Source organism: Serratia sp. EWG9 (assembly GCF_019913725.1).
Taxonomy (GTDB): domain Bacteria; phylum Pseudomonadota; class Gammaproteobacteria; order Enterobacterales; family Enterobacteriaceae; genus Serratia; species Serratia ureilytica.
Genome location: NZ_JADNRO010000002.1, coordinates 125,617 through 146,362 on the forward strand (window position 1 = coordinate 125,617; position 20,746 = coordinate 146,362).

Genomic DNA, 20,746 nt, shown 5'->3' on the forward strand with positions numbered 1-20,746 from the left:
GATAAGAACGTTAAGAAACTTTTGTTTCTTAAAAGTCGCGTTGCACTGCCAGATGCGCCAGGCCTTCCAGCGCCGTGCGGTGCTCCGAGGCCGGCAAGACCTGCAGCGCGGCGATCGCCTTGTCGGCTTCTTCCTCGGCGCGTTGGCGAGTGTATTCCAGCGAACCGCATTGTTGCATCGCCTGCAATACCGGCTCCAGCAGATGACGACCGTTGCCTTGCTCAATCGCGCCGCGGATCATCTCACGCTGTGCGTCGTCGCCGTTGTGCATCGCGTGCAGCAGCGGCAGGGTCGGTTTCCCTTCATTCAGATCGTCACCGGTGTTTTTGCCCAGGGTGCTGCCGTCGGCGCTGTAGTCGAGCAGATCGTCGATCAGCTGGAAAGCGGTGCCGAGGTAGCGGCCATAATCTTGCAGCGCCTTCTCTTGCTCGGCGTTGGCGCCGGACAGGATCGCCGACGATTGCGCCGCCGCCTCAAACAGACGGGCGGTTTTGCTGTAGATCACCCGCATATAGCTTTCTTCGCTGATGTCAGGATCGTGCACATTCATCAACTGCAGCACTTCGCCTTCGGCGATGACGTTGACCGCCTCCGACATCAGCGCCAGCACGCGCAGCGATTCCAGGCTGGTCATCATCTGGAAGGCGCGGGTATAGATAAAGTCGCCGACCAGCACGCTGGCGGCGTTGCCGAACGCGGCGTTGGCGGTGGCTTTGCCGCGGCGCATGTCCGATTCGTCGACGACGTCGTCATGCAGCAGCGTGGCGGTATGGATGAATTCGATCAGGGCGGCGACGGTGACGTGCTTGTTGCCTTCATAGCCCAACGCTCGCGCCGCCAGGACGGCGATCATCGGCCGGATGCGTTTACCGCCACCGCTGATAATGTAATAGCCAAGCTGATTGATGAGCGTGACATCGGAATTCAGCTGTTCGAGAATTGTTGCGTTCACGGCCGCCATATCTTGCGCGGTTAACTCGGTAATTTGCTCTAGGTTCATTGTGTTTTTTTCAGCTGTGTTTCTCTTCACCGCGTTGAGATCGCTGCTCACATCGGTACATGGCGGTAACTGTCCCTATGATTGTACTTGAAAAACGGTTCAGATAAACGCCACGAAAGAAACTGTGTTTTTTTTCTTCTTTTTTGTACATCTGGTCTTATTCTGCTCTTGTCATGCGCCGCTTTTTTGCGTAGAATTCGCGCCCTATTGTGAATATTTATAGCGCGCTCTGAACTAACACAGTCGGGCACGCGGAAAGCGGAGTTTTATATGTACGCGGTTTTCCAAAGTGGTGGTAAACAACACCGAGTAAGCGAAGGTCAGACCGTTCGCTTGGAAAAGCTGGACATCGCAACTGGTGAAGCGGTTGAGTTTGACCAGATTCTGATGATCGCTAATGGCGAAGATATCAAAATCGGCGTTCCTTTCGTCGATGGCGGCAAGATCAAAGCTGAAGTCGTTGCTCACGGTCGTGGCGAGAAAATTAAAATTGTTAAGTTTCGTCGTCGTAAACACCACCGTAAGCAACAGGGCCACCGTCAGTGGTTCACTGACGTTAAAATCACCGGCATCAGCGCTTAAGTTAGGAGAGCGGATTAATGGCACACAAAAAGGCTGGCGGCTCGACTCGTAACGGTCGCGATTCAGAAGCTAAACGTCTGGGCGTAAAACGCTTTGGCGGCGAAGCAGTACTGGCAGGCAGCATCATCGTTCGTCAGCGCGGCACCAAATTCCACGCTGGTACCAACGTGGGTTGCGGCAAAGACCACACTCTGTTTGCTTTGAAAGACGGTAAAGTCAAATTCGAAGTTAAAGGCCCGAGCAATCGTAAATTCATCAGCATCGAAGCTGAATAATTTTTCGAGCCTTACGAAATAGATGTAAGCCCCGCAATTCGTTGCGGGGCTTTTTACATTTATGGGTTGCCTGCGGGCAGCCCCGTCAGCGTTGGCGAAGGTAATATGGATACGAAGCAGCAGGTCGGCGTGGGTATTTCCCTGGCGTTAACCACGGCGGTTTGCTGGGGCGCGTTGCCGATCGCGATGAAAGAAGTGTTGGCGGTGATGGAGCCGTTTACCGTCGTTTGGTATCGCTTTACCATGGCCGCCATCGGTTTGGGCGTGATCCTCGCGGTGCGCGGCAAGCTGCCGCCGCTGAAGATGTTCCGTCAACCGCGTTGGCTGCTGCTGTTGGCGATCGCCACGGCGGGGCTGTTGGGCAACTTTGTGTTCTTCAGTTCCTCGCTGCAATACCTGAGCCCGACGGCGTCGCAGGTGATTGGCCAGCTGTCGCCGGTGGGCATGATGTTCGCCAGCGTGCTGATTTTAAAAGAGCGCATGCGCATCACCCAGGTCATTGGCGCCTTGATGCTGATTTGTGGACTGATGTTGTTTTTCAACGTCAGTCTGATAGAGATCTTTACCCGGCTGACGGACTACACGCTGGGCGTCATGCTGGGCGTGTGTGCGGCGATGGTCTGGGTGAGCTACGGCGTGGCGCAGAAGGTATTGCTGCGACGGCTGGCTTCGCCGCAGATCCTGGTTATGTTGTACACTTTATGTGCGATAGCGTTGTTCCCTCTGGCCAAACCCGAGGTGATTTTCCAGCTTAGCGGCTGGCAATTGGCGTGCCTGCTGTTTTGCGGCGCCAACACGTTGATCGGCTATGGCGCGCTGGCGGAAGCGATGGCGCGCTGGCAGGCGGCGCAGGTGAGTGCGTTGGTGACGCTGACCCCGCTGTTTACCCTGCTGTTTTCTGATTTATTGGCGCTGGCCTGGCCCCAGGCGTTCGCCGCGCCGACGTTAAATCTCGTCGGCTATGTTGGCGCGTTTGTGGTCGTGGCGGGCGCTATGTTTTCCGCAATTGGTCACCGGTGGTGGCCGCGACGGGCAGAACCCCCCCAGGTTGCTCCTTTGAAGCAGCCCGGTGAATGATTTACGGAGACGGTAAATGAAGTTTGTAGATGAAGCAGCGATTCTGGTCGTTGCAGGCGATGGCGGCAACGGATGCGTCAGCTTCCGCCGCGAAAAATATATCCCTAACGGTGGGCCTGACGGCGGCGACGGCGGCGACGGCGGTGACGTCTACCTGCTGGCGGACGAGAACCTCAATACCCTGATCGACTACCGCTTTGAGAAGTCTTTCCGCGCCGAGCGCGGTCAGAATGGCCAGAGCCGCGACTGTACCGGTAAACGCGGTAAAGACGTCATCATCAAGGTGCCGGTCGGCACGCGCGTGAAGGATCAGGGCACCGGCGAGATCCTCGGCGACATGACCCGTCACGAGCAGAAACTGATGGTCGCCAAAGGCGGCTGGCACGGTCTGGGCAACACCCGTTTCAAATCGTCGGTCAACCGTGCGCCGCGTCAGAAGACGCTGGGCACCGCCGGCGAAGCGCGCGATCTGTTGCTGGAGCTGTTGCTGCTGGCCGATGTGGGCATGCTGGGGCTGCCGAACGCCGGCAAATCGACCTTCATCCGCGCGGTGTCCGCCGCCAAGCCGAAGGTGGCCGATTATCCGTTTACCACGCTGGTGCCAAGCCTGGGCGTGGTGCGCATGGACCACGAGCAGAGCTTTGTGGTCGCCGACATTCCGGGGCTGATCGAGGGCGCCTCCGAAGGCGCGGGCCTGGGCATTCGCTTCCTGAAACACCTGGAGCGTTGCCGCGTGCTGCTGCACCTGGTGGACATTGCGCCGATCGACGAATCCGATCCGGTGGAAAACGCCAAAGTCATCATCAACGAGTTGAACCAATACAGCGAAAATCTGGCGCAGAAGCCACGCTGGCTGGTGTTCAACAAAATTGATGTGATTGGTGAGGAAGAAGCCGCCGAACGCGCCAAGGCGATTGTGGAAGGCATGGGCTGGGAAGGAAAGTACTACATGATCTCCGCCGCCAACCGCGAAGGCGTCAACGCGCTGTGCTGGGACGTGATGAACTTCATCAACACCCAGCCGAAAGCGATGGCGATCGAAGAAAGCGCGCCGGAAAAAGTCGAATTCATGTGGGACGACTATCACCGCGAACAGCTGGCGGAGATGGAATCGGAGGCGGATGACGACTGGGATGACGACTGGGACGAAGACGACGACGAAGGTGTCGAAATCATTTACCAGAAGTAATTCGATGATAAAGGGCTCAGCAACGCTGGGCCCTTATTATTTGAGCGCCTTTTCCGGCAGCCAACACTGGGCATTCAGGCCGCGCGCATCGCGGCGGTTTTCCAGCGTCAAGCGCCCCTGGTGCAGCTGCACGATGCGGATCACGATATTCAAGCCCAGTCCGCTGCCGCCATAGCGTTGATCCATGCGGCGAAACGCCTGCGTCAGCTCCCCGACCATCTCTTCCTTGATCCCCGGGCCATCGTCGATGACCTGCAGCAGATAACCGCGGTCCTGCGGCGTTAACCGCACCTGTATCGCGCCGCCTTCCGGGCCGTATCGGTGGGCGTTTTCGACCAGGTTGCGCAGCAGCAGCCGCAGCAGCACCGGATCGCCGTTCACCGCGGCGGCGGCCGGCAATTGCCAGGCCAGCGTTTGCCCGCGTTGGGCGGTCATTTCGTCGAGTTCTTCACGCAGCGGCTGGATCACATCGGCTACCCAATCGAAATGCTGGTAATGGCCGCTGGCAAAGTCTTGCCCGGCGCGCGACAGCATCAGCAACTGCTCGACGGTGTGCATCAGTTGATCGATGCGGGCGATCAGCGCCTGGCTGCCCTTGACGCCCTGTTTTTCCATCAGTTCCAGATGCAGGCGGATGCCGGCCAGCGGCGTGCGCAGCTCGTGGGCGGCGTCGGCGGTGAACAGGCGTTCCTGCTGAATGGTGTTGTCCAGCCGTGAGAACAGCTGATTGAGCGCATTGGTGACCGCCACCATTTCCTGGCTGTCGCTGGTGATCGGCAGCGGCGTCAGGTTATCGGCAGAGCGCTTTTCCAGCCGCTGCTGCAATTGGTTGAGCGGGCGGGTGATCCAGCTGATGGCCCAGAAAGACGCCAGCAGGGTCACGATCATCATGATCAGCGAAGGCGCCAACAGCGAGGCGATGGCTTCGGCGATCTCGGTATCGACGCGCTCGCTGCGCACTTTGGCGGACAGGGTTTCGTCCACCAGGAAGCTGATCTGTTCCTGGCTTTCGTGCCACAGCCAGAAGGCGCTGATGAGCTGCGTGACCAACAGGATCAGCGCCAACATCAGCAGCAGGCGGCGGCGCATGCTGATCATGAGGAAGGTTCCAGGCGGTAGCCGATGCCGCGCACGGTGCGGATGCGATCCTTGCCCAGTTTGCGACGCAGGTTGTGGATGTGCACTTCCAGCGTGTTGGAGCCCAGATCGTCTTGCCAGGTGTAGAGATCTTGTTGCAGGAGCTCACGGTTGACCGTCTGCCCGGCACGCATGATCAGGCGCGACAGAATGGCGAACTCTTTTGGCGTGACCTCCACCGGTTGTTGCTGCAGGTAGACCTGCTGGCTGGAGAGGTTCAACTGCAGGTCATCCACCTGCATCAGATTGTCGCTGTGGCCCTGGTAGCGCCGCAGGAGGGCGCGCACGCGCGCCTGCAGCTCAACCAGCGCGAAGGGTTTGACCAGATAGTCGTCGGCGCCGGCGTCCAGCCCGTCGACGCGATCTTCCAGGGCGTCGCGGGCGGTCAGGATCAGCACCGGCAGATCGATCTGCTGGCGGCGCCACTGCCGCAGCAGCGCCGCGCCGTCCATATCCGGCAGGCCGAGATCCAGGATCACCATGCTGTATTGGCTGGTGATGAGCAGGCTGTTGGCCTCCGCCGCCGTGGCGGCACAGTCGCAGACGTAACCCTCGCCGGTCAGCGCCAACGCCAGCCCCTGTTGCAGCAGTTCATCATCTTCAACGACCAGCAGCTTCATGACGACCCTCAGTTGTTTTGGTAAATATCCCGATACAGGCGGCTTTCGAAGCGCACCAGCGGCGCGCGGCGCTGTTTCTGATCTTCCGGCGGCACGGCGTAGCCGGAGAGATACTGCACGAAGGCCATGCGCTGGCCGCTGGCTGTCGTGATGAAGCCCGCCAGGTTGTAGACGCCCTGCAGCGCGCCGGTCTTGGCCGATACCTTGCCGTCGACGCCGGCTTCATGCAGGCCGCCGCGGTAGCGCAGGGTGCCGTCATAGCCGGACAGCGGCAGCATCGAGATAAAGTTCAGCTCGTTGTCGTGCTGCGCGATGTACTGCAGCGCCTGCATCATGGTCGCCGGGGCCAGCAGGTTGTGGCGCGACAGGCCGGAACCGTCGGCGATGATGGTATTGCCCAGATCGATGCCGGCCTTTTGGCGCAGCACCTGGCGCACTGCATCGGAGCCCGCTCGCCAGGTGCCTGGCACGCCGAAGCGCTCATGGCCGATGGTGCGGAAGACGGTATCGGCAATCATGTTGTCCGACTTCTTCAGCATGATCTTCAACAGGTCGTGCAGCGGTGCCGACTGGGTTTGCGCGATCACCGTGCCGGTAATGCCGGGACGCGTCTGGCGTTTCAAATGCCCGTCGATCTGGATGCCGGCCTGCGTCAGCTCGTCTTTCAAGATGGCGCCCGCATAGCTGGCGCCGTCCTGGATGGCGAAGGCCAGCGGCAACGGCTCGCTGCGCTGCGTCAGGCAGCCGGTCAGGGTAAAGCGGTTCAGCTCGCCCGGCACCACGTCCAGCTCGCAGTACTGCGCGTCTGCCGAGCCGCGCGCCAGGGTGCGCACCTGGCTAAACATATTAACCGGATAATAGGAGGCGACGCGGATAAACGCCATGTCGCCCGGATTCGGCGCGCTGTACAGCGAGACCGAGAAACAGTTGCGATCGACGATGGCGGCGGCCGGCGGCGCGCTGAAGCACTGCGTCAGATCGTTCCACGGCCAACCGGGCGCTTTGTCATGGCTGGCGAAGACCGAGGTATCGACCAGCACATCGCCGCTGATTTGGCGCACGCCTTGCTTTTTCAGGACGGCCACCATATTGCGCAGGCTCTGGCGTTTGAAGGTCGGATCGCCGCTGAAGCGAGCGATCAGGTTGCCGCGCAGCACGCCGTCGCGGATATCGCCCTGGCTCTCCAGCGTGGTGGTGAAACGGTAATCGGGCCCGAGTTGCAGCAATGCCGCCAGCGCCGTCAGCACTTTTTGGGTACTGGCCGGCAGCGCCATTTGCTGAGAGTGGTAATCGATCGTCGGCGAGCCGGCGCCGATCTTCTGAACGACCAGGGCAAGGTTGGCCCCATCAGGCAGATATTGTGTGTACTCTTCAACCGGGGCCGCATTCGCATTCAGAACAAATGCGCAAGCCAATGCACTGACAATTCGTGAAAAACGCATAATCTCGGGATAACAGCTGGATAACGTGCCGTCATACTACGGTGCAATCAGGGAAAAAGTAAACGATGACCCTCAAGGAACTCTAGGCTAAAATGCGTATCAAAATGCAAAACCGATCTTGGCTTGGGCTCCGTTCCGAGTCAGGTTTCTTTTGTTTGTCGCCTGGAGGCGGGGGGCGGTATGCCAACCGTGTTTTCATACGAATACGTCAGGATGACGGTTATTTGAACAGGAAAGATTTAGAGGTATTTATACGATGAACCAAATTCCGATGACCTTGTTTGGCGCTGAAAAACTGCGCGAAGAGCTCGAATATCTGAAAAGCGTGCGCCGCCCGAAAATCATTGCGGATATCGCTGAAGCGCGTGAACACGGCGACCTGAAAGAAAATGCCGAGTACCATGCCGCCCGCGAACAGCAGGGTTTCTGTGAAGGCCGCATTCAGGAAATCGAAGCCAAGCTGTCCAATGCTCAGGTGATCGACATCACCAAGATGCCGAACACCGGTCGGGTGATCTTCGGCGCCACCGTATCGGTGATGAATCTGGACAGCGAAGAAGAAGTGACTTACCGCATCGTTGGCGACGATGAGGCCGATTTCAAGAAAAATCTGATTTCGGTAAACTCGCCGATGGCGCGCGGCCTGATCGGCAAAGAGCAAGACGATGTGGTGGTGATCAAAACCCCAGGCGGCGACGTGGAATACGAGATCCTGAAGGTCGAGTATCTCTGATCGGGACCGTTGGTCATTAATGCGCCAACGTTTTGTAAAGATAGGAAAAAGGCCGCAAGCGGCCTTTTATCTTGGTCAGGCGCATGGCACCTTTTCGTTAACCTGATGGTTATTAACGCGGTAGACTGATCTTGCGCTCTTTCGACGGGCGGTAAAGAATAAGCGTACTGCCGATAACTTGCACATTGCAGGCGCCCGTTTCACGCACGATAGCGTCGGCGATCAGGGTCTTGGTTTCGCGATCTTCAGCGGCGATTTTTACCTTGATCAGCTCATGATGCTCCAGAGCCTGTTCAATTTCAGCCAGCACCCCTTCGGTAAGACCGTTATTGCCCAGCATCACCACCGGTTTTAACGGATGCGCCAGGCCTTTCAGGTGCTGTTTTTGTTTATTATTCAGATTCATTGTCTTTTTTGCTTAAGTTGGGATTGAAAACGGTACATTCTACCGCCATCTCATGTATATCACCAAATCGGTCTTCACCGGTGTGAGTCTACGTGAGCAGCGACCCTGACATAAGACTCTTTTTATGATAGTTGGAAAACGAGATGGCTAATAAAAAGCGTTCGGCTAGCTCCAGTCGCTGGTTACAAGAACACTTTAGCGATAAATATGTACAGCAGGCGCAGAAAAAGGGACTGCGTTCCCGTGCCTGGTTTAAACTTGATGAAATACAGCAGAGCGACAAACTGTTCAAACCGGGCATGACCGTGGTTGACTTGGGCGCCGCACCGGGCGGCTGGTCGCAGTATGTGGTCACCCAAATCGGCGGTACCGGGCGCATCATCGCCTGTGATATTTTGCCAATGGATCCTATCGTTGGCGTCGATTTCCTTCAGGGCGATTTTCGTGATGAACTGGTGCTGAAGGCACTGTTGGAACGAGTAGGCGAGAGTAAGGTTCAGGTGGTCATGTCCGATATGGCCCCGAATATGAGTGGCACCCCGGCGGTCGATATTCCAAGGTCGATGTATCTGGTGGAGTTGGCGCTGGATATGTGTCGTGATGTCCTCGCACCAGGCGGAAGTTTCCTGGTGAAGGTGTTCCAGGGAGATGGCTTTGACGAGTACCTACGGGAAATTCGCTCCCTGTTTACGAAGGTTAAGATTCGTAAGCCAGACGCTTCCCGCGCCCGTTCGCGCGAAGTGTACATTGTAGCGACAGGGCGCAAACTGTAGTACCCTAACGCTGTTTGTTAACACAGTTGTAAGATGAGGTTAATCCCTTGAGTGACATGGCGAAAAACCTAATTCTCTGGTTAGTCATCGCGGTAGTGTTGATGTCTGTATTCCAGAGCTTTGGGCCCAGCGAGTCGAATGGCCGTAGGGTGGATTACTCTACCTTCATGTCCGAACTGACCCAGGACCAGGTTCGCGAAGCGCGAATCAACGGACGTGAAATTAACGTTACCAAGAAAGACAGTAACAAATACACGACCTACATCCCTGTCAACGATCCTAAGTTGCTGGATACGTTGTTAACGAAGAATGTGAAAGTTGTCGGCGAGCCGCCTGAAGAGCCGAGCCTGCTGGCTTCTATCTTTATCTCTTGGTTCCCGATGCTGTTGCTGATCGGGGTCTGGATCTTCTTTATGCGGCAAATGCAGGGCGGCGGCGGCAAGGGCGCGATGTCCTTCGGCAAGAGCAAGGCCCGCATGCTGACGGAAGACCAGATCAAGACCACTTTCGCCGATGTCGCCGGGTGTGACGAAGCGAAAGAAGAGGTGAGCGAACTGGTGGAATACCTGCGCGAACCGAGCCGTTTCCAGAAGCTGGGCGGCAAGATCCCGAAAGGCGTGCTGATGGTTGGCCCGCCGGGGACCGGTAAAACGCTGTTGGCGAAAGCGATCGCCGGCGAAGCGAAGGTACCGTTCTTCACCATTTCCGGTTCCGACTTCGTCGAAATGTTCGTCGGCGTGGGTGCATCCCGCGTGCGCGACATGTTCGAACAAGCGAAGAAAGCCGCGCCGTGCATCATCTTCATTGATGAAATCGACGCCGTCGGTCGCCAGCGTGGCGCCGGCCTGGGTGGCGGTCACGATGAGCGTGAGCAGACCCTGAACCAGATGCTGGTTGAGATGGACGGTTTCGAAGGCAACGAGGGCATCATCGTCATCGCGGCGACCAACCGTCCGGACGTGCTTGACCCCGCGCTGCTGCGCCCGGGCCGTTTCGACCGTCAGGTCGTGGTCGGGCTGCCGGATGTGCGCGGCCGTGAGCAGATCCTGAAGGTGCACATGCGCCGCGTGCCGTTGGCGGCCGACATCGACGCCTCCGTCATTGCGCGCGGTACGCCGGGCTTCTCCGGTGCCGACCTGGCCAACCTGGTCAACGAAGCGGCGCTGTTCGCCGCCCGCGGCAACAAGCGCGTGGTGTCGATGGTGGAGTTCGAGAAAGCCAAAGACAAGATCATGATGGGTGCGGAACGCCGCTCCATGGTGATGACTGAAGCGCAGAAAGAGTCGACCGCGTATCACGAAGCGGGCCACGCCATCATCGGCCGCCTGGTTCCTGAACACGATCCGGTGCACAAGGTCACCATCATTCCTCGTGGCCGTGCGCTTGGCGTGACCTTCTTCCTGCCGGAAGGGGATGCGATCAGCGCCAGCCGTCAGAAGCTGGAGAGCCAAATCTCCACCCTGTACGGCGGTCGTCTGGCGGAAGAGATCATCTACGGGCCGGAAAAAGTCTCTACCGGTGCGTCGAACGATATCAAAGTGGCGACCTCCATCGCCCGCAACATGGTGACCCAATGGGGCTTCTCCGAGAAGCTGGGGCCGCTGCTGTATGCGGAAGAAGAGGGCGAAGTGTTCCTGGGCCGTTCCGTGGCCAAGGCGAAGCACATGTCGGATGAAACCGCGCGTATCATCGACCAGGAAGTGAAGTCGCTGATCGAACGCAACTACACGCGTGCTCGCTCGCTACTGATGGAAAACATGGACATCCTGCACTCGATGAAGGATGCGTTGATGAAGTATGAAACTATTGATGCGCCGCAGATCGACGATCTGATGAACCGCAAAGACGTGCGTCCGCCGGCGGGCTGGGACGATGCGAACAAAGGCAACAGCTCCGACAACGGCGGCACCCCAAAAGCCCCGACGCCGGTAGATGAGCCGCGCACCCCAACGCCGGGCAACACCATGTCCGAACAGCTCGACAAGTAACAGCGGCTGTGTAATAACATCAAACCCCGGCATGCCGGGGTTTTTTTTGCCCGGCGGGCAGTGAACCAGGCAACAGTAAGGTGGACCAACCATGCAGTTAACCGTGCGCGACATGACGCTCAATCTCTCCCATCCACAGGTGATGCATCCTCAACGTGACGCCGGATTCGTTTTCCGACGGCGGCCGCCACAACACCCTGAACCAGGCGCTGGTGCATGCGCATGCGCTGATTTCGGCCGGCGCCACGATGATTGATATCGGCGGCGAATCGACAAGGCCGGGGGCGGCGGAAGTGAGCGAAGAGGAGGAGCTTGAGCGGGTCGTGCCGGTGGTGGAAGCGCTGGCGCAGCGCTTTGAAGTCTTTATCTCGGTCGATACCTCGAAAGCGGGTGTGATCCGCGAATCGGCGCACGCCGGCGCACACTTGATCAACGACATCCGTTCGCTGCAGGAGCCGGGCGCCCTGGCGGCGGCGGCGGAAAGCGGTTTGCCGGTCTGCCTGATGCACATGCAGGGGCAGCCGCGCACCATGCAGCAGGCGCCGCACTACGACGATCTGATCGCCGACGTGCAGACGTTTTTCGAGCACCATATCCGGCGCTGTAACGAGGCGGGGATAACAAATCAGAAATTGCTGCTCGACCCAGGCTTCGGTTTCGGTAAAAATTTGTCGCACAACTATCAGCTTCTGGCCCGGTTGTCGGAATTTCATCGTTTCGGTTTGCCGCTGTTGGTCGGCATGTCGCGCAAATCGATGATTGGACAACTGCTGAACGTGCCGCCGGATCAACGGGTTATCGGCAGCGTGGCCTGCGCGGTGATCGCGGCGATGCAGGGTGCGCAGATTGTCAGAGTGCATGACGTTAAAGAAACCGTCGAGGCGATGCGTGTCGTCGAGGCAACACTTTCAGCTAAGGGACAGTAGAGACATGAGCGAGCGCAAATATTTTGGCACCGACGGCATCCGTGGCAAGGTCGGGGACAGCCCCATCACGCCTGACTTCGTGCTGAAGCTGGGCTGGGCGGCCGGTAAAGTGCTGGCGCGTCACGGTTCCCGCAAGATCATCATCGGTAAGGATACGCGCATCTCCGGATATATGCTGGAGTCCGCTCTGGAAGCCGGCCTGGCGGCCGCCGGATTGTCCGCCTCCTTCACCGGGCCGATGCCCACGCCGGCGGTGGCCTACCTGACGCGCACCTTCCGCGCGGAAGCGGGCATTGTCATCTCCGCTTCGCACAACCCGTTCTATGACAACGGCATCAAGTTCTTCTCGATCGACGGCGCCAAATTGCCGGACAACGTCGAAGAGGCGATCGAAGCCGAGATGGAAAAACCGCTGACCTGCGTGGAGTCCGCCGAGCTGGGTAAAGCCAGCCGCATCATCGACGCCGCCGGCCGCTATATCGAATTCTGCAAAGGCACCTTCCCGAGCGAGCTGAGCCTGAAGGGGCTGAAAATCGTGGTTGACTGCGCCAACGGCGCGACTTACCACATCGCGCCGAGCGTGCTGCGCGAGTTGGGCGCCACGGTGATCGCCATCGGCGTTGAGCCGGACGGGATGAACATCAACGAAAAATGCGGCGCTACCGATGTGCGTCAGCTGCAAGAGCGCGTACTGAAGGAAAAAGCGCACGTCGGCCTGGCGTTCGACGGCGACGGCGACCGCGTGATGATGGTGGATCACCTGGGCAACAAGGTGGACGGCGACCAGATCCTGTACATCATCGCCCGTGAAGGCCTGCGTCAGGGCCAGCTGCGCGGCGGCGCGGTCGGCACCCTGATGAGCAATATGGGGTTGGAGCTGGCGCTGAAACAGCTGGGCATTCCGTTCGCTCGCGCCAAAGTGGGCGACCGCTACGTGCTGGAGAAGCTGCAGGAGTTGGGCTGGCGCATCGGCGCGGAAAACTCCGGCCATGTGATCCTGCTGGACAAAACCACCACCGGCGACGGCATCGTGGCCGGGCTGCAGGTGCTGACCGCCATGGTGCGCAACCACATGAGCCTGCATGACCTGTGCAGCGGCATGAAGCTGCTGCCGCAGATCCTGGTCAACGTGCGCTTCGCCGGCGAGTACAACCCGCTGGAGTCCGACGCGGTGCGCAAAGTCACCGAGCAGGTGGAGGCCGAGCTGGCCGGCCGCGGCCGGGTGCTGCTGCGCAAATCGGGCACCGAGCCGCTGATCCGCGTGATGGTGGAAGGCGAAGACGAGCAGCAGGTGACCGCGCTGGCGCATCGCATCGCCGACGCGGTGAAATCCGCAGGTTAAAACAGACAGTTAGCCGCCGGGCTTGGCATCGCTGAGCCCGAACAGGCGATTGTTGGCGTTTTTTTCCGCAAACGCGCCGGCGGCTGCAAATTGCCCTTGCGCGGGTTGGCGGCTTTGGTTAGTATTCACACCCGCTTCAGTAGGCAGTTTATAAAAACGCCTGCTTGATGAGTGTGAAGCATTTGGCATGCGGTAAGGCCGCAAGGATACGGGTACTACTATGTACGAAGCTCTTCTGGTAATTTTCCTGCTGATCTCAATCGGGCTGGTTGCTCTGATTATGTTGCAGCAAGGTAAAGGCGCTGATATGGGAGCCTCTTTCGGAGCAGGTGCATCAGGCACATTGTTCGGTTCGAGTGGTTCCGGTAACTTTATGACCCGCATGACTGCTGTGCTGGCGACGTTGTTCTTCGTCATCAGTCTGATTCTGGGCAACCTCAGCAGCAACCAGATCAAGAAAGGCAGCGAGTGGGAAAACCTGGGTCAGCCAGTGAAAACTGAGCAGACGACCGCGCCGGCGGCACCAGCCAAGCCGAGCAGCGATATCCCGCAGTAAGCCGCAACAAAGTTTGAAAACGGTGGTTGTGAACTCGAAAGAACAACGGCCGTTAGCAGTAAGAATCAGTACCGAGGTGGTGGAATTGGTAGACACGCTACCTTGAGGTGGTAGTGCCCTAACGGGCTTGTGGGTTCGAGTCCCATCCTCGGTACCAAATCCCAGAGATAACTTGCAATTTTGCGATTATCGGCGTAGTATTTGCCACGTTTTCGGACGCGGGGTGGAGCAGCCTGGTAGCTCGTCGGGCTCATAACCCGAAGGTCGTCGGTTCAAATCCGGCCCCCGCAACCACTTTCCTTTAAGTGTTTATTTTCAAATACACTTTTCGATTGAAACCCGCTTTTCTCGATCAACATTTGAAAATGACACTTGCTCGAAAGTTGTACCGAGGCCGCCTAGCGGCAAACAGGGTCCAGTTGCATAAAGCCCCGATTTTTCGGGGTTTTTTGTTATTTGGCAACAGAATCACTGGGCTATTTAGCCCTTTTTTTATGTCTTGGGGGTGGGCTTGTCCACATTAGAGCAAAAGTTAACAGAGATGCTTTCGGCACCGGTAGAAGCGTTGGGCTTTGAGCTTGTAGGCATCGAATTCATTCGTGCGCGCCAATCGACGCTCCGCATCTATATTGATAGTGATAACGGCATCAATGTTGATGATTGCGCTGATGTCAGCCACCAGGTCAGCGCTGTATTGGACGTCGAAGATCCAATCACGGTCGCTTACAACTTGGAAGTCTCCTCTCCTGGCCTTGATCGCCCGATGTTCACCGCAGAACACTATACGCGTTACCTCGGTGAAGAAGTCAGCCTGGTCCTGCGCATGGCGGTACAGAACCGTCGCAAGTGGCAGGGTATTATCAAGTCTGTCGAAGGCGAGATGATCACGGTTACTGTGGAAGGGAAAGATGAAGTGTTCGCGCTGAGCAACATCCAGAAAGCGAACCTGGTACCCCACTTTTAAAGTTTGGAAGAGGCAACTAGGATGAACAAAGAGATTCTGGCTGTTGTTGAAGCAGTTTCCAATGAAAAATCCCTTCCGCGCGAGAAGATTTTCGAAGCGCTGGAAACTGCATTAGCCACCGCAACCAAGAAAAAATACGAGCAGGAAATCGACGTGCGCGTCAGCATTGACCGCAGAACCGGCGATTTCGATACCTTCCGCCGTTGGGTCGCCGTAGACGAAGTGACTCAGCCGACGCGTGAAATCACGCTGGAAGCCGCTCAGTTTGAAGATCCGAGCATCGAGCTCGGCGGATACGTCGAAGATCAGATCGAATCCGTGACCTTCGACCGCATCACCACCCAAACCGCCAAGCAGGTTATCGTGCAGAAAGTGCGCGAGGCCGAGCGCGCGATGGTGGTCGACGCTTTCCGTGAACACGAAGGTGAGATCGTCACCGGCGTGGTGAAGAAAGTGAACCGTGACAGCATCGCGCTGGATCTGGGCAATAACGCCGAAGCGGTCATTGGCCGTGAAGACATGCTGCCGCGCGAAAACTTCCGTCCGGGCGACCGCATTCGCGGCGTATTGTATGCCGTACGTCCCGAAGCTCGCGGCGCGCAGCTGTTCGTCAGCCGTTCCAGCCCGGAAATGCTGAAAGAGCTGTTCCGCATCGAAGTGCCGGAAATCGGCGAAGAAGTGATCGAGATTAAAGCGGCAGCCCGCGATCCAGGCTCCCGTGCGAAAATTGCAGTGAAAACCAACGACAAGCGCATCGATCCGGTCGGCGCCTGCGTAGGTATGCGCGGTGCGCGCGTTCAGGCCGTGTCGAGCGAGCTCGGCGGCGAACGCATCGATATCATCCTGTGGGATGATAACCCAGCGCAATTCGTCATCAACGCCATGGCGCCGGCCGACGTCGCGTCGATCGTGGTAGACGAAGATAACTGCACCATGGATATCGCCGTTGAAGCCAGCAACCTGGCGCAGGCGATCGGCCGTAACGGCCAAAACGTGCGTTTGGCTTCCCAGCTGCTGAAACAACACCGCGGCGACGATCGTTGGGAACTGAACGTGATGACGGCGGACGACCTGCAGGCCAAGCACCAGGCCGAGGCTCATGCCGCTATTGATACCTTCACCAAGTATCTTGATATCGACGAAGATTTCGCCACCGTACTGGTTGAAGAAGGCTTCTCCACGCTGGAAGAGCTGGCCTACGTGCCGATCAAAGAGCTGTTGGAAATCGACGGTCTGGATGAAGATACGGTTGAAGCATTGCGCGAACGCGCCAAAGCTGCATTGACCACGCTGGCCCTGGCACAAGAAGAAAGCCTGGGCGACAACAAACCGGCCGACGATTTGCTCAACCTGCCGGGTCTTGAGCGCAGCATGGCCTTTAAACTGGCCGCGCGTGGGGTTTGTACGCTGGAAGATCTTGCCGAGCAGGGTGTTGACGATCTGGCTGATATTGAAGGGCTTAGCGATGAGCAAGCCGGCGAGCTGATCATGGCTGCACGCAATATCTGTTGGTTTGGCGACAACGCGTAATAACTGTAGCAGGAAGGAACAGCATGACGACAGATGTAACCGTAAAATCGCTGGCAGCAGAGATTCAGACTCCGGTTGATCGCCTGGTACAGCAGTTTGCTGATGCAGGGATCAACAAGTCCGAGTCGGACTCTGTTACCCAGCAAGAAAAAGAAACATTACTGGCGCACCTGAACCGTGAACACGGCAGCGCGCCGGGTAAACTCACTTTGCAGCGCAAAACGCGCAGCACCTTGAATATCCCGAGCACCGGCGGTAAAAGTAAATCGGTGCAAATTGAGGTCCGCAAGAAACGCACTTATGTAAATCGCGATACGCAGGAAGCCCAGTTGGCTGAAGCGGCAGAGCAGGCACAGCGTGAAGCGGAAGAGCAGGCACGGCGCGAAGCGGAAGAGCTCGCAAAACGCGAAGCGGAAGCGAAGCGCGCAGCCGAAGAGCAAGCCAAACGTGAGGCCGCGGAGATTGCTAAGCGTAATTCAGCGGAAAAAGAAAAAGTGACCAATCAACATACCGACGAAATGACCAAGCCAGCTCAGGCGGAAAAAGCACGCCGTGAAGCCGAAGCCGCTGAACTGAAACGTAAAGCGGAAGAGGAAGTGCGCCGCAAGGTTGAAGAGGAAGCCAAGCGCGTGGCGGAAGAAGCCCGTCGCATGGCCGAAGAGAACGGCGAGAAGTGGGCCCAGGCCGACGCGGCTAGCGCTGCGGTTGAAAGCGCCGACTATCACGTGACCACCTCTCAGCACGCCCGTGCCGCTGAAGATGAAAACGACGCCAAAGTTGAAGGCGATCGTCGCAGCCGCACCCGCGGCGGCAAAGCCACCAAGCAGAAGAAAGGCAACAAGCTGTCCGAATCCAAAGCGGATCGCGAAGAAGCGCGTGCCGTTACCCGTGGCGGCAAAGGCGGCAAACGCAAGCCTAGCGCTCTGCAGCAGGGCTTCAACAAGCCGGCGCAGGTGGTTAACCGTGACGTGGTGATCGGTGAAACCATCACCGTGGCCGAGCTGGCCAACAAGATGGCAGTCAAAGGTTCTCAGGTCATCAAAGTGATGATGAAACTGGGCGCCATGGCCACCATCAACCAGGTTATCGACCAGGAAACCGCACAGCTGGTTGCCGAAGAGATGGGCCACAAAGTTATCCTGCGTCGTGAAAACGAGCTGGAAGAAGCGCTGATGAGCGACCGTGATACGGGCGCTGCGGCCGAGCCGCGCGCGCCGGTCGTGACCATCATGGGCCACGTTGACCACGGTAAAACCTCTCTGCTGGACTACATCCGCTCCACCAAAGTGGCGGCGGGCGAAGCCGGCGGCATTACCCAGCACATCGGTGCCTACCACGTAGAAACCGAGAATGGCATGATCACCTTCCTGGACACCCCGGGCCACGCCGCGTTTACCTCGATGCGTGCTCGCGGTGCTCAGGCGACTGACATCGTGGTTCTGGTGGTGGCGGCCGACGACGGCGTGATGCCACAAACCATCGAAGCTATCCAGCACGCGAAAGCGGCGCAGGTGCCATTGGTGGTTGCGGTGAACAAAATCGACAAACCGGAAGCCGATCCGGACCGCGTTAAGCAGGAACTGTCTCAGTACGGCGTTATGCCGGAAGAGTGGGGCGGCGAAGCGCAGTTCGTTCACGTGTCCGCGAAAGCCGGTACCGGTATTGACGAGCTGCTGCAGGCCATCCTGCTGCAGGCCGAAGTGCTGGAGCTGAAAGCGGTTCGCAGCGGCATGGCGAGCGGCGTAGTGATCGAGTCCTTCCTGGATAAAGGCCGTGGCCCGGTTGCTACCGTGCTGGTTCAGGAAGGTACGCTGAACAAGGGCGATATCGTCCTGTGCGGCTTCGAATACGGCCGCGTGCGTGCGATGCGTGACGAGCTGGGTCGTGAAGTGACCTCCGCCGGTCCGTCTATCCCTGTGGAAATCCTGGGTCTGTCCAGCGTGCCTGCAGCGGGTGACGAAGCGACCGTGGTGCGTGACGAGAAGAAAGCGCGTGAAGTGGCGCTGTACCGTCAGGGCAAGTTCCGCGAAGTCAAACTGGCGCGTCAGCAGAAGTCCAAGCTGGAAAACATGTTCGCCAATATGACCGACGGCGAAGTGTCCGAGCTGAACATCGTGCTGAAATCCGACGTACAGGGTTCTTGCGAAGCGATCAGCGACTCGCTGCTGAAACTCTCCACCGACGAAGTGAAGGTGAAGATTGTCGGCTCCGGCGTAGGTGGGATCACCGAAACCGACGCGACGCTGGCTGCGGCTTCCAACGCCATCATCCTGGGCTTCAACGTGCGTGCCGACGCTTCTGCGCGCCGCGTGATCGAAGCGGAAAGCCTGGATCTGCGTTACTACTCCGTGATCTATAACCTGATCGACGAAGTGAAGCAGGCGATGAGCGGTATGCTGGCGCCGGAATACAAGCAGCAGATCATGGCCTGGCCGAAGTGCGCGACGTGTTCAAATCGCCTAAGTTCGGCGCTATCGCCGGCTGTATGGTTACCGAAGGGACCATCAAGCGTCACAACCCAATCCGCGTACTGCGCGACAACGTGGTTATCTATGAAGGCGAGCTGGAATCCCTGCGTCGCTTCAAAGATGACGTTAACGAAGTCCGTAACGGCATGGAATGTGGTATCGGCGTTAAGAACTATAACGACGTGCGCGTCGGCGACATGATCGAAGTGTTCGAAATCATTGAGATCCAACGCACCATCGCTTAACGATTGCACATCTGCTTATATCTGTTTACGGGGGGCCTTTGTGCCCCCCGATTTGTCTGGAGAATCCAAAATGGCAAAAGAATTCAGCCGCGGTCAACGCGTGGCGCAAGAGATGCAGAAAGAGATTGCGATCATTCTGCAGCGTGAAGTGAAAGATCCGCGCGTCGGCATGGCGACCGTTTCCGGCGTGGAAGTGTCCCGCGACCTGGCGTATGCCAAGGTTTACGTCACCTTCCTGAACGTGCTGACCGAGAACCACGATCCGGATCTGGTCACCAACGGCATCAAAGCGTTGCAGGACGCTTCCGGCTATATCCGCACCCTGCTGGGCAAAGCGATGCGCCTGCGCGTGGTGCCGGAGCTGACCTTCGCTTACGACAACTCCCTGGTGGAAGGCATGCGCATGTCCAACCTGGTGACCAACGTGGTGAAGAACGACGCAGAGCGCCGTTCCGCCTCAGGCGATGACAAGGAGGATTAATGAGTCGCCCTCGTCGCCGCGGCCGTGACATCCACGGCGTGCTGTTGCTGGACAAGCCGCAGGGGTTGTCGTCCAACGATGCGCTGCAAAAAGTAAAACGTCTGTACAACGCCAACCGAGCGGGCCATACCGGCGCGCTCGATCCGTTGGCGACCGGCATGTTGCCTATCTGTCTGGGCGAAGCGACCAAGTTTTCGCAATACCTGCTCGATTCCGACAAGCGCTATCGGGTGATCGCCAAGCTGGGGCAGCGTACCGATACCTCCGACGCCGACGGGCAGATCGTGCAGGAACGCCCGGTGAACTTCACCCAGGCGCAGCTCGACGCGGCGCTGGACACCTTCCGCGGCGACATCCAGCAGGTGCCGTCGATGTATTCGGCGTTGAAATACCAGGGCAAGAAACTCTACGAGTATGCGCGCCAGGGCATCGAAGTGCCGCGCGAAGCGCGCAGCATTACGGTGTACGAGCTGCAGTTTATCCGCTGGGAAGGGGATGAACTCGAGCTGGAGATTCACTGCTCGAAAGGCACCTACATCCGCACCATCACCGACGATCTCGGCGAGCTGCTGGGCTGCGGCGCGCACGTGATCTATCTGCGCCGCCTGCAGGTGGCGACTTATCCCATCGCGCGCATGGTGACGCTGGAACAGCTGAACGCCTTGGTGGCGCAGGCGCAGGAACAAGCGATCGCGCCCGGCGAGCTGCTCGATCCGCTGCTGATGCCGATGGACAGCCCGGTTGAGAACTATCCGGAAGTGAATTTGCTGCCGGTGGTGGCGGGTTACGTCAAGCAGGGGCAACCGGTGCAAGTGGCCGGCGCGCCGGCATCCGGCCTGGTGCGCATCACCGAGGGTGAAGAGCGGAAATTCATCGGCGTTGGCGACATCGCCGAGGATGGTCGCGTGGCGCCGCGCCGCCTGGTGGTCGAGCATTTCGACTGACGGCGGGGCACTGCGTCGCCTTGCGATCGCACTGCGCTAAGAGTAGAATGGCGCAGCTTATGCATTGG

Annotated in this window: 18 protein-coding genes, 2 tRNA genes and 2 pseudogenes; 17 read left to right on the forward strand and 5 right to left on the reverse strand. The window is 58.3% G+C overall.

Going from position 1 to position 20,746, the window contains the following annotated elements:
* Positions 1-28: 28 nt before the first annotated feature.
* The gene (gene ispB / locus ITX55_RS06045; RefSeq protein ID WP_033641648.1) at positions 29-1,000 is read right to left on the reverse strand and encodes an octaprenyl diphosphate synthase; all 972 of its coding nucleotides are present in this window, start codon (positions 998-1,000) and stop codon (positions 29-31) included.
* 270 nt (positions 1,001-1,270) lie between these two features.
* Between ispB and rplU the strand changes: the two genes are divergently transcribed.
* The 4 genes from rplU to cgtA all read left to right on the forward strand — a co-directional run bounded on the left by rplU (position 1,271) and on the right by cgtA (position 4,123).
* On the forward strand, positions 1,271-1,582 hold the full coding sequence (gene rplU, locus ITX55_RS06050; RefSeq protein WP_004933561.1) for a 50S ribosomal protein L21: 312 nt from the start codon (positions 1,271-1,273) through the stop codon (positions 1,580-1,582).
* A gap of 17 nt (positions 1,583-1,599) precedes the next feature.
* Positions 1,600-1,857 carry a 50S ribosomal protein L27 gene (rpmA, locus tag ITX55_RS06055; protein ID WP_004933559.1) on the forward strand — a complete coding sequence of 86 codons (258 nt, stop codon included), beginning with the start codon at positions 1,600-1,602 and terminating at the stop codon, positions 1,855-1,857.
* 105 nt (positions 1,858-1,962) lie between these two features.
* Positions 1,963-2,934: a DMT family transporter gene (locus tag ITX55_RS06060; protein WP_033651479.1), complete on the forward strand. Its 972-nt coding sequence runs from the start codon at positions 1,963-1,965 to the stop codon at positions 2,932-2,934.
* A 16-nt stretch (positions 2,935-2,950) separates the two neighbouring features.
* Positions 2,951-4,123, forward strand: a complete 1,173-nt coding sequence (gene cgtA, locus ITX55_RS06065; protein WP_033641651.1) for an Obg family GTPase CgtA — start codon at positions 2,951-2,953, stop codon at positions 4,121-4,123.
* A gap of 36 nt (positions 4,124-4,159) precedes the next feature.
* Here the strand turns inward: cgtA and pmrB are convergent, their stop codons facing one another.
* From pmrB to dacB, 3 genes are read right to left on the reverse strand one after another with little or no spacing between them, the layout of a single operon-like run.
* Entirely contained in the window at positions 4,160-5,221 is a 1,062-nt protein-coding gene (gene pmrB, locus ITX55_RS06070) for a two-component system sensor histidine kinase PmrB (protein WP_033641653.1), read from the reverse strand.
* The gene (gene pmrA, locus ITX55_RS06075; protein WP_033641655.1) at positions 5,218-5,880 is read right to left on the reverse strand and encodes a two-component system response regulator PmrA; all 663 of its coding nucleotides are present in this window, start codon (positions 5,878-5,880) and stop codon (positions 5,218-5,220) included. The genes pmrB and pmrA overlap by 4 nt, the downstream gene beginning before the upstream one ends.
* Positions 5,881-5,888: 8 nt before the next feature.
* Positions 5,889-7,322, reverse strand: coding sequence for a serine-type D-Ala-D-Ala carboxypeptidase (gene dacB / locus ITX55_RS06080; RefSeq protein WP_025159591.1), 1,434 nt, complete (start codon positions 7,320-7,322; stop codon positions 5,889-5,891).
* Positions 7,323-7,578: 256 nt separating this feature from the next.
* On the opposite strand from dacB, the gene greA reads away from it, so the two are divergent.
* The gene (gene greA, locus ITX55_RS06085) at positions 7,579-8,055 is read left to right on the forward strand and encodes a transcription elongation factor GreA (protein ID WP_004933539.1); all 477 of its coding nucleotides are present in this window, start codon (positions 7,579-7,581) and stop codon (positions 8,053-8,055) included.
* Positions 8,056-8,167: 112 nt separating this feature from the next.
* Here the strand turns inward: greA and yhbY are convergent, their stop codons facing one another.
* Positions 8,168-8,461, reverse strand: a complete 294-nt coding sequence (yhbY, locus tag ITX55_RS06090; protein WP_004933536.1) for a ribosome assembly RNA-binding protein YhbY — start codon at positions 8,459-8,461, stop codon at positions 8,168-8,170.
* Positions 8,462-8,604: 143 nt separating this feature from the next.
* On the opposite strand from yhbY, the gene rlmE reads away from it, so the two are divergent.
* From rlmE to truB, 12 genes and pseudogenes are all read left to right on the forward strand, one after another.
* On the forward strand, positions 8,605-9,234 hold the full coding sequence (rlmE, locus tag ITX55_RS06095) for a 23S rRNA (uridine(2552)-2'-O)-methyltransferase RlmE (protein ID WP_004933533.1): 630 nt from the start codon (positions 8,605-8,607) through the stop codon (positions 9,232-9,234).
* Positions 9,235-9,290: 56 nt separating this feature from the next.
* Positions 9,291-11,222: an ATP-dependent zinc metalloprotease FtsH gene (gene ftsH, locus ITX55_RS06100; RefSeq protein ID WP_004933529.1), complete on the forward strand. Its 1,932-nt coding sequence runs from the start codon at positions 9,291-9,293 to the stop codon at positions 11,220-11,222.
* 91 nt (positions 11,223-11,313) lie between these two features.
* Positions 11,314-12,148: pseudogene (gene folP, locus ITX55_RS06105) on the forward strand (dihydropteroate synthase).
* A gap of 4 nt (positions 12,149-12,152) precedes the next feature.
* Positions 12,153-13,490 (forward strand): phosphoglucosamine mutase, encoded by a 1,338-nt coding sequence (gene glmM / locus ITX55_RS06110; protein ID WP_223084899.1) that lies wholly within the window; start codon positions 12,153-12,155, stop codon positions 13,488-13,490.
* Positions 13,491-13,710: 220 nt separating this feature from the next.
* Positions 13,711-14,046 carry a preprotein translocase subunit SecG gene (gene secG, locus ITX55_RS06115; protein WP_223084902.1) on the forward strand — a complete coding sequence of 112 codons (336 nt, stop codon included), beginning with the start codon at positions 13,711-13,713 and terminating at the stop codon, positions 14,044-14,046.
* Positions 14,047-14,116: 70 nt separating this feature from the next.
* Positions 14,117-14,203: transfer RNA gene (locus tag ITX55_RS06120), tRNA-Leu, on the forward strand.
* Between the two features lie 60 nt (positions 14,204-14,263).
* Positions 14,264-14,340, forward strand: a tRNA-Met gene (locus ITX55_RS06125).
* 217 nt (positions 14,341-14,557) lie between these two features.
* Positions 14,558-15,010: a ribosome maturation factor RimP gene (rimP, locus tag ITX55_RS06130; protein WP_033644179.1), complete on the forward strand. Its 453-nt coding sequence runs from the start codon at positions 14,558-14,560 to the stop codon at positions 15,008-15,010.
* A gap of 21 nt (positions 15,011-15,031) precedes the next feature.
* A complete protein-coding gene (gene nusA, locus ITX55_RS06135) occupies positions 15,032-16,540 on the forward strand; it encodes a transcription termination factor NusA (protein ID WP_004933514.1) in 1,509 nt (502 codons plus the stop codon).
* A gap of 23 nt (positions 16,541-16,563) precedes the next feature.
* Positions 16,564-19,253 (forward strand): annotated as a pseudogene (gene infB, locus ITX55_RS06140) (translation initiation factor IF-2).
* A 70-nt stretch (positions 19,254-19,323) separates the two neighbouring features.
* On the forward strand, positions 19,324-19,734 hold the full coding sequence (gene rbfA / locus ITX55_RS06145) for a 30S ribosome-binding factor RbfA (protein ID WP_004933508.1): 411 nt from the start codon (positions 19,324-19,326) through the stop codon (positions 19,732-19,734).
* Positions 19,734-20,678 (forward strand): tRNA pseudouridine(55) synthase TruB, encoded by a 945-nt coding sequence (truB, locus tag ITX55_RS06150; RefSeq protein ID WP_033641660.1) that lies wholly within the window; start codon positions 19,734-19,736, stop codon positions 20,676-20,678. Before rbfA ends, truB begins: the two co-directional genes overlap by 1 nt.
* Positions 20,679-20,746 lie beyond the last annotated feature (68 nt).

Bases quoted from the DNA above. Each gene is read 5' to 3' on its own strand.
- greA (WP_004933539.1), top strand. From the start codon at position 7,579: ATGAACCAAATTCCGATGACCTTGTTTGGCGCTGAAAAACTGCGCGAA.
- rbfA (WP_004933508.1), top strand. From the start codon at position 19,324: ATGGCAAAAGAATTCAGCCGCGGTCAACGCGTGGCGCAAGAGATGCAG.
- cgtA (WP_033641651.1), top strand. From the start codon at position 2,951: ATGAAGTTTGTAGATGAAGCAGCGATTCTGGTCGTTGCAGGCGATGGC.
- pmrA (WP_033641655.1), bottom strand. From the start codon at position 5,880: ATGAAGCTGCTGGTCGTTGAAGATGATGAACTGCTGCAACAGGGGCTG.
- rplU (WP_004933561.1), top strand. From the start codon at position 1,271: ATGTACGCGGTTTTCCAAAGTGGTGGTAAACAACACCGAGTAAGCGAA.
- pmrB (WP_033641653.1), bottom strand. From the start codon at position 5,221: ATGATCAGCATGCGCCGCCGCCTGCTGCTGATGTTGGCGCTGATCCTG.
- glmM (WP_223084899.1), top strand. From the start codon at position 12,153: ATGAGCGAGCGCAAATATTTTGGCACCGACGGCATCCGTGGCAAGGTC.
- nusA (WP_004933514.1), top strand. From the start codon at position 15,032: ATGAACAAAGAGATTCTGGCTGTTGTTGAAGCAGTTTCCAATGAAAAA.
- ispB (WP_033641648.1), bottom strand. From the start codon at position 1,000: ATGAACCTAGAGCAAATTACCGAGTTAACCGCGCAAGATATGGCGGCC.
- ITX55_RS06060 (WP_033651479.1), top strand. From the start codon at position 1,963: ATGGATACGAAGCAGCAGGTCGGCGTGGGTATTTCCCTGGCGTTAACC.
- ftsH (WP_004933529.1), top strand. From the start codon at position 9,291: ATGGCGAAAAACCTAATTCTCTGGTTAGTCATCGCGGTAGTGTTGATG.
- rlmE (WP_004933533.1), top strand. From the start codon at position 8,605: ATGGCTAATAAAAAGCGTTCGGCTAGCTCCAGTCGCTGGTTACAAGAA.
- rpmA (WP_004933559.1), top strand. From the start codon at position 1,600: ATGGCACACAAAAAGGCTGGCGGCTCGACTCGTAACGGTCGCGATTCA.
- secG (WP_223084902.1), top strand. From the start codon at position 13,711: ATGTACGAAGCTCTTCTGGTAATTTTCCTGCTGATCTCAATCGGGCTG.
- yhbY (WP_004933536.1), bottom strand. From the start codon at position 8,461: ATGAATCTGAATAATAAACAAAAACAGCACCTGAAAGGCCTGGCGCAT.
- truB (WP_033641660.1), top strand. From the start codon at position 19,734: ATGAGTCGCCCTCGTCGCCGCGGCCGTGACATCCACGGCGTGCTGTTG.
- dacB (WP_025159591.1), bottom strand. From the start codon at position 7,322: ATGCGTTTTTCACGAATTGTCAGTGCATTGGCTTGCGCATTTGTTCTG.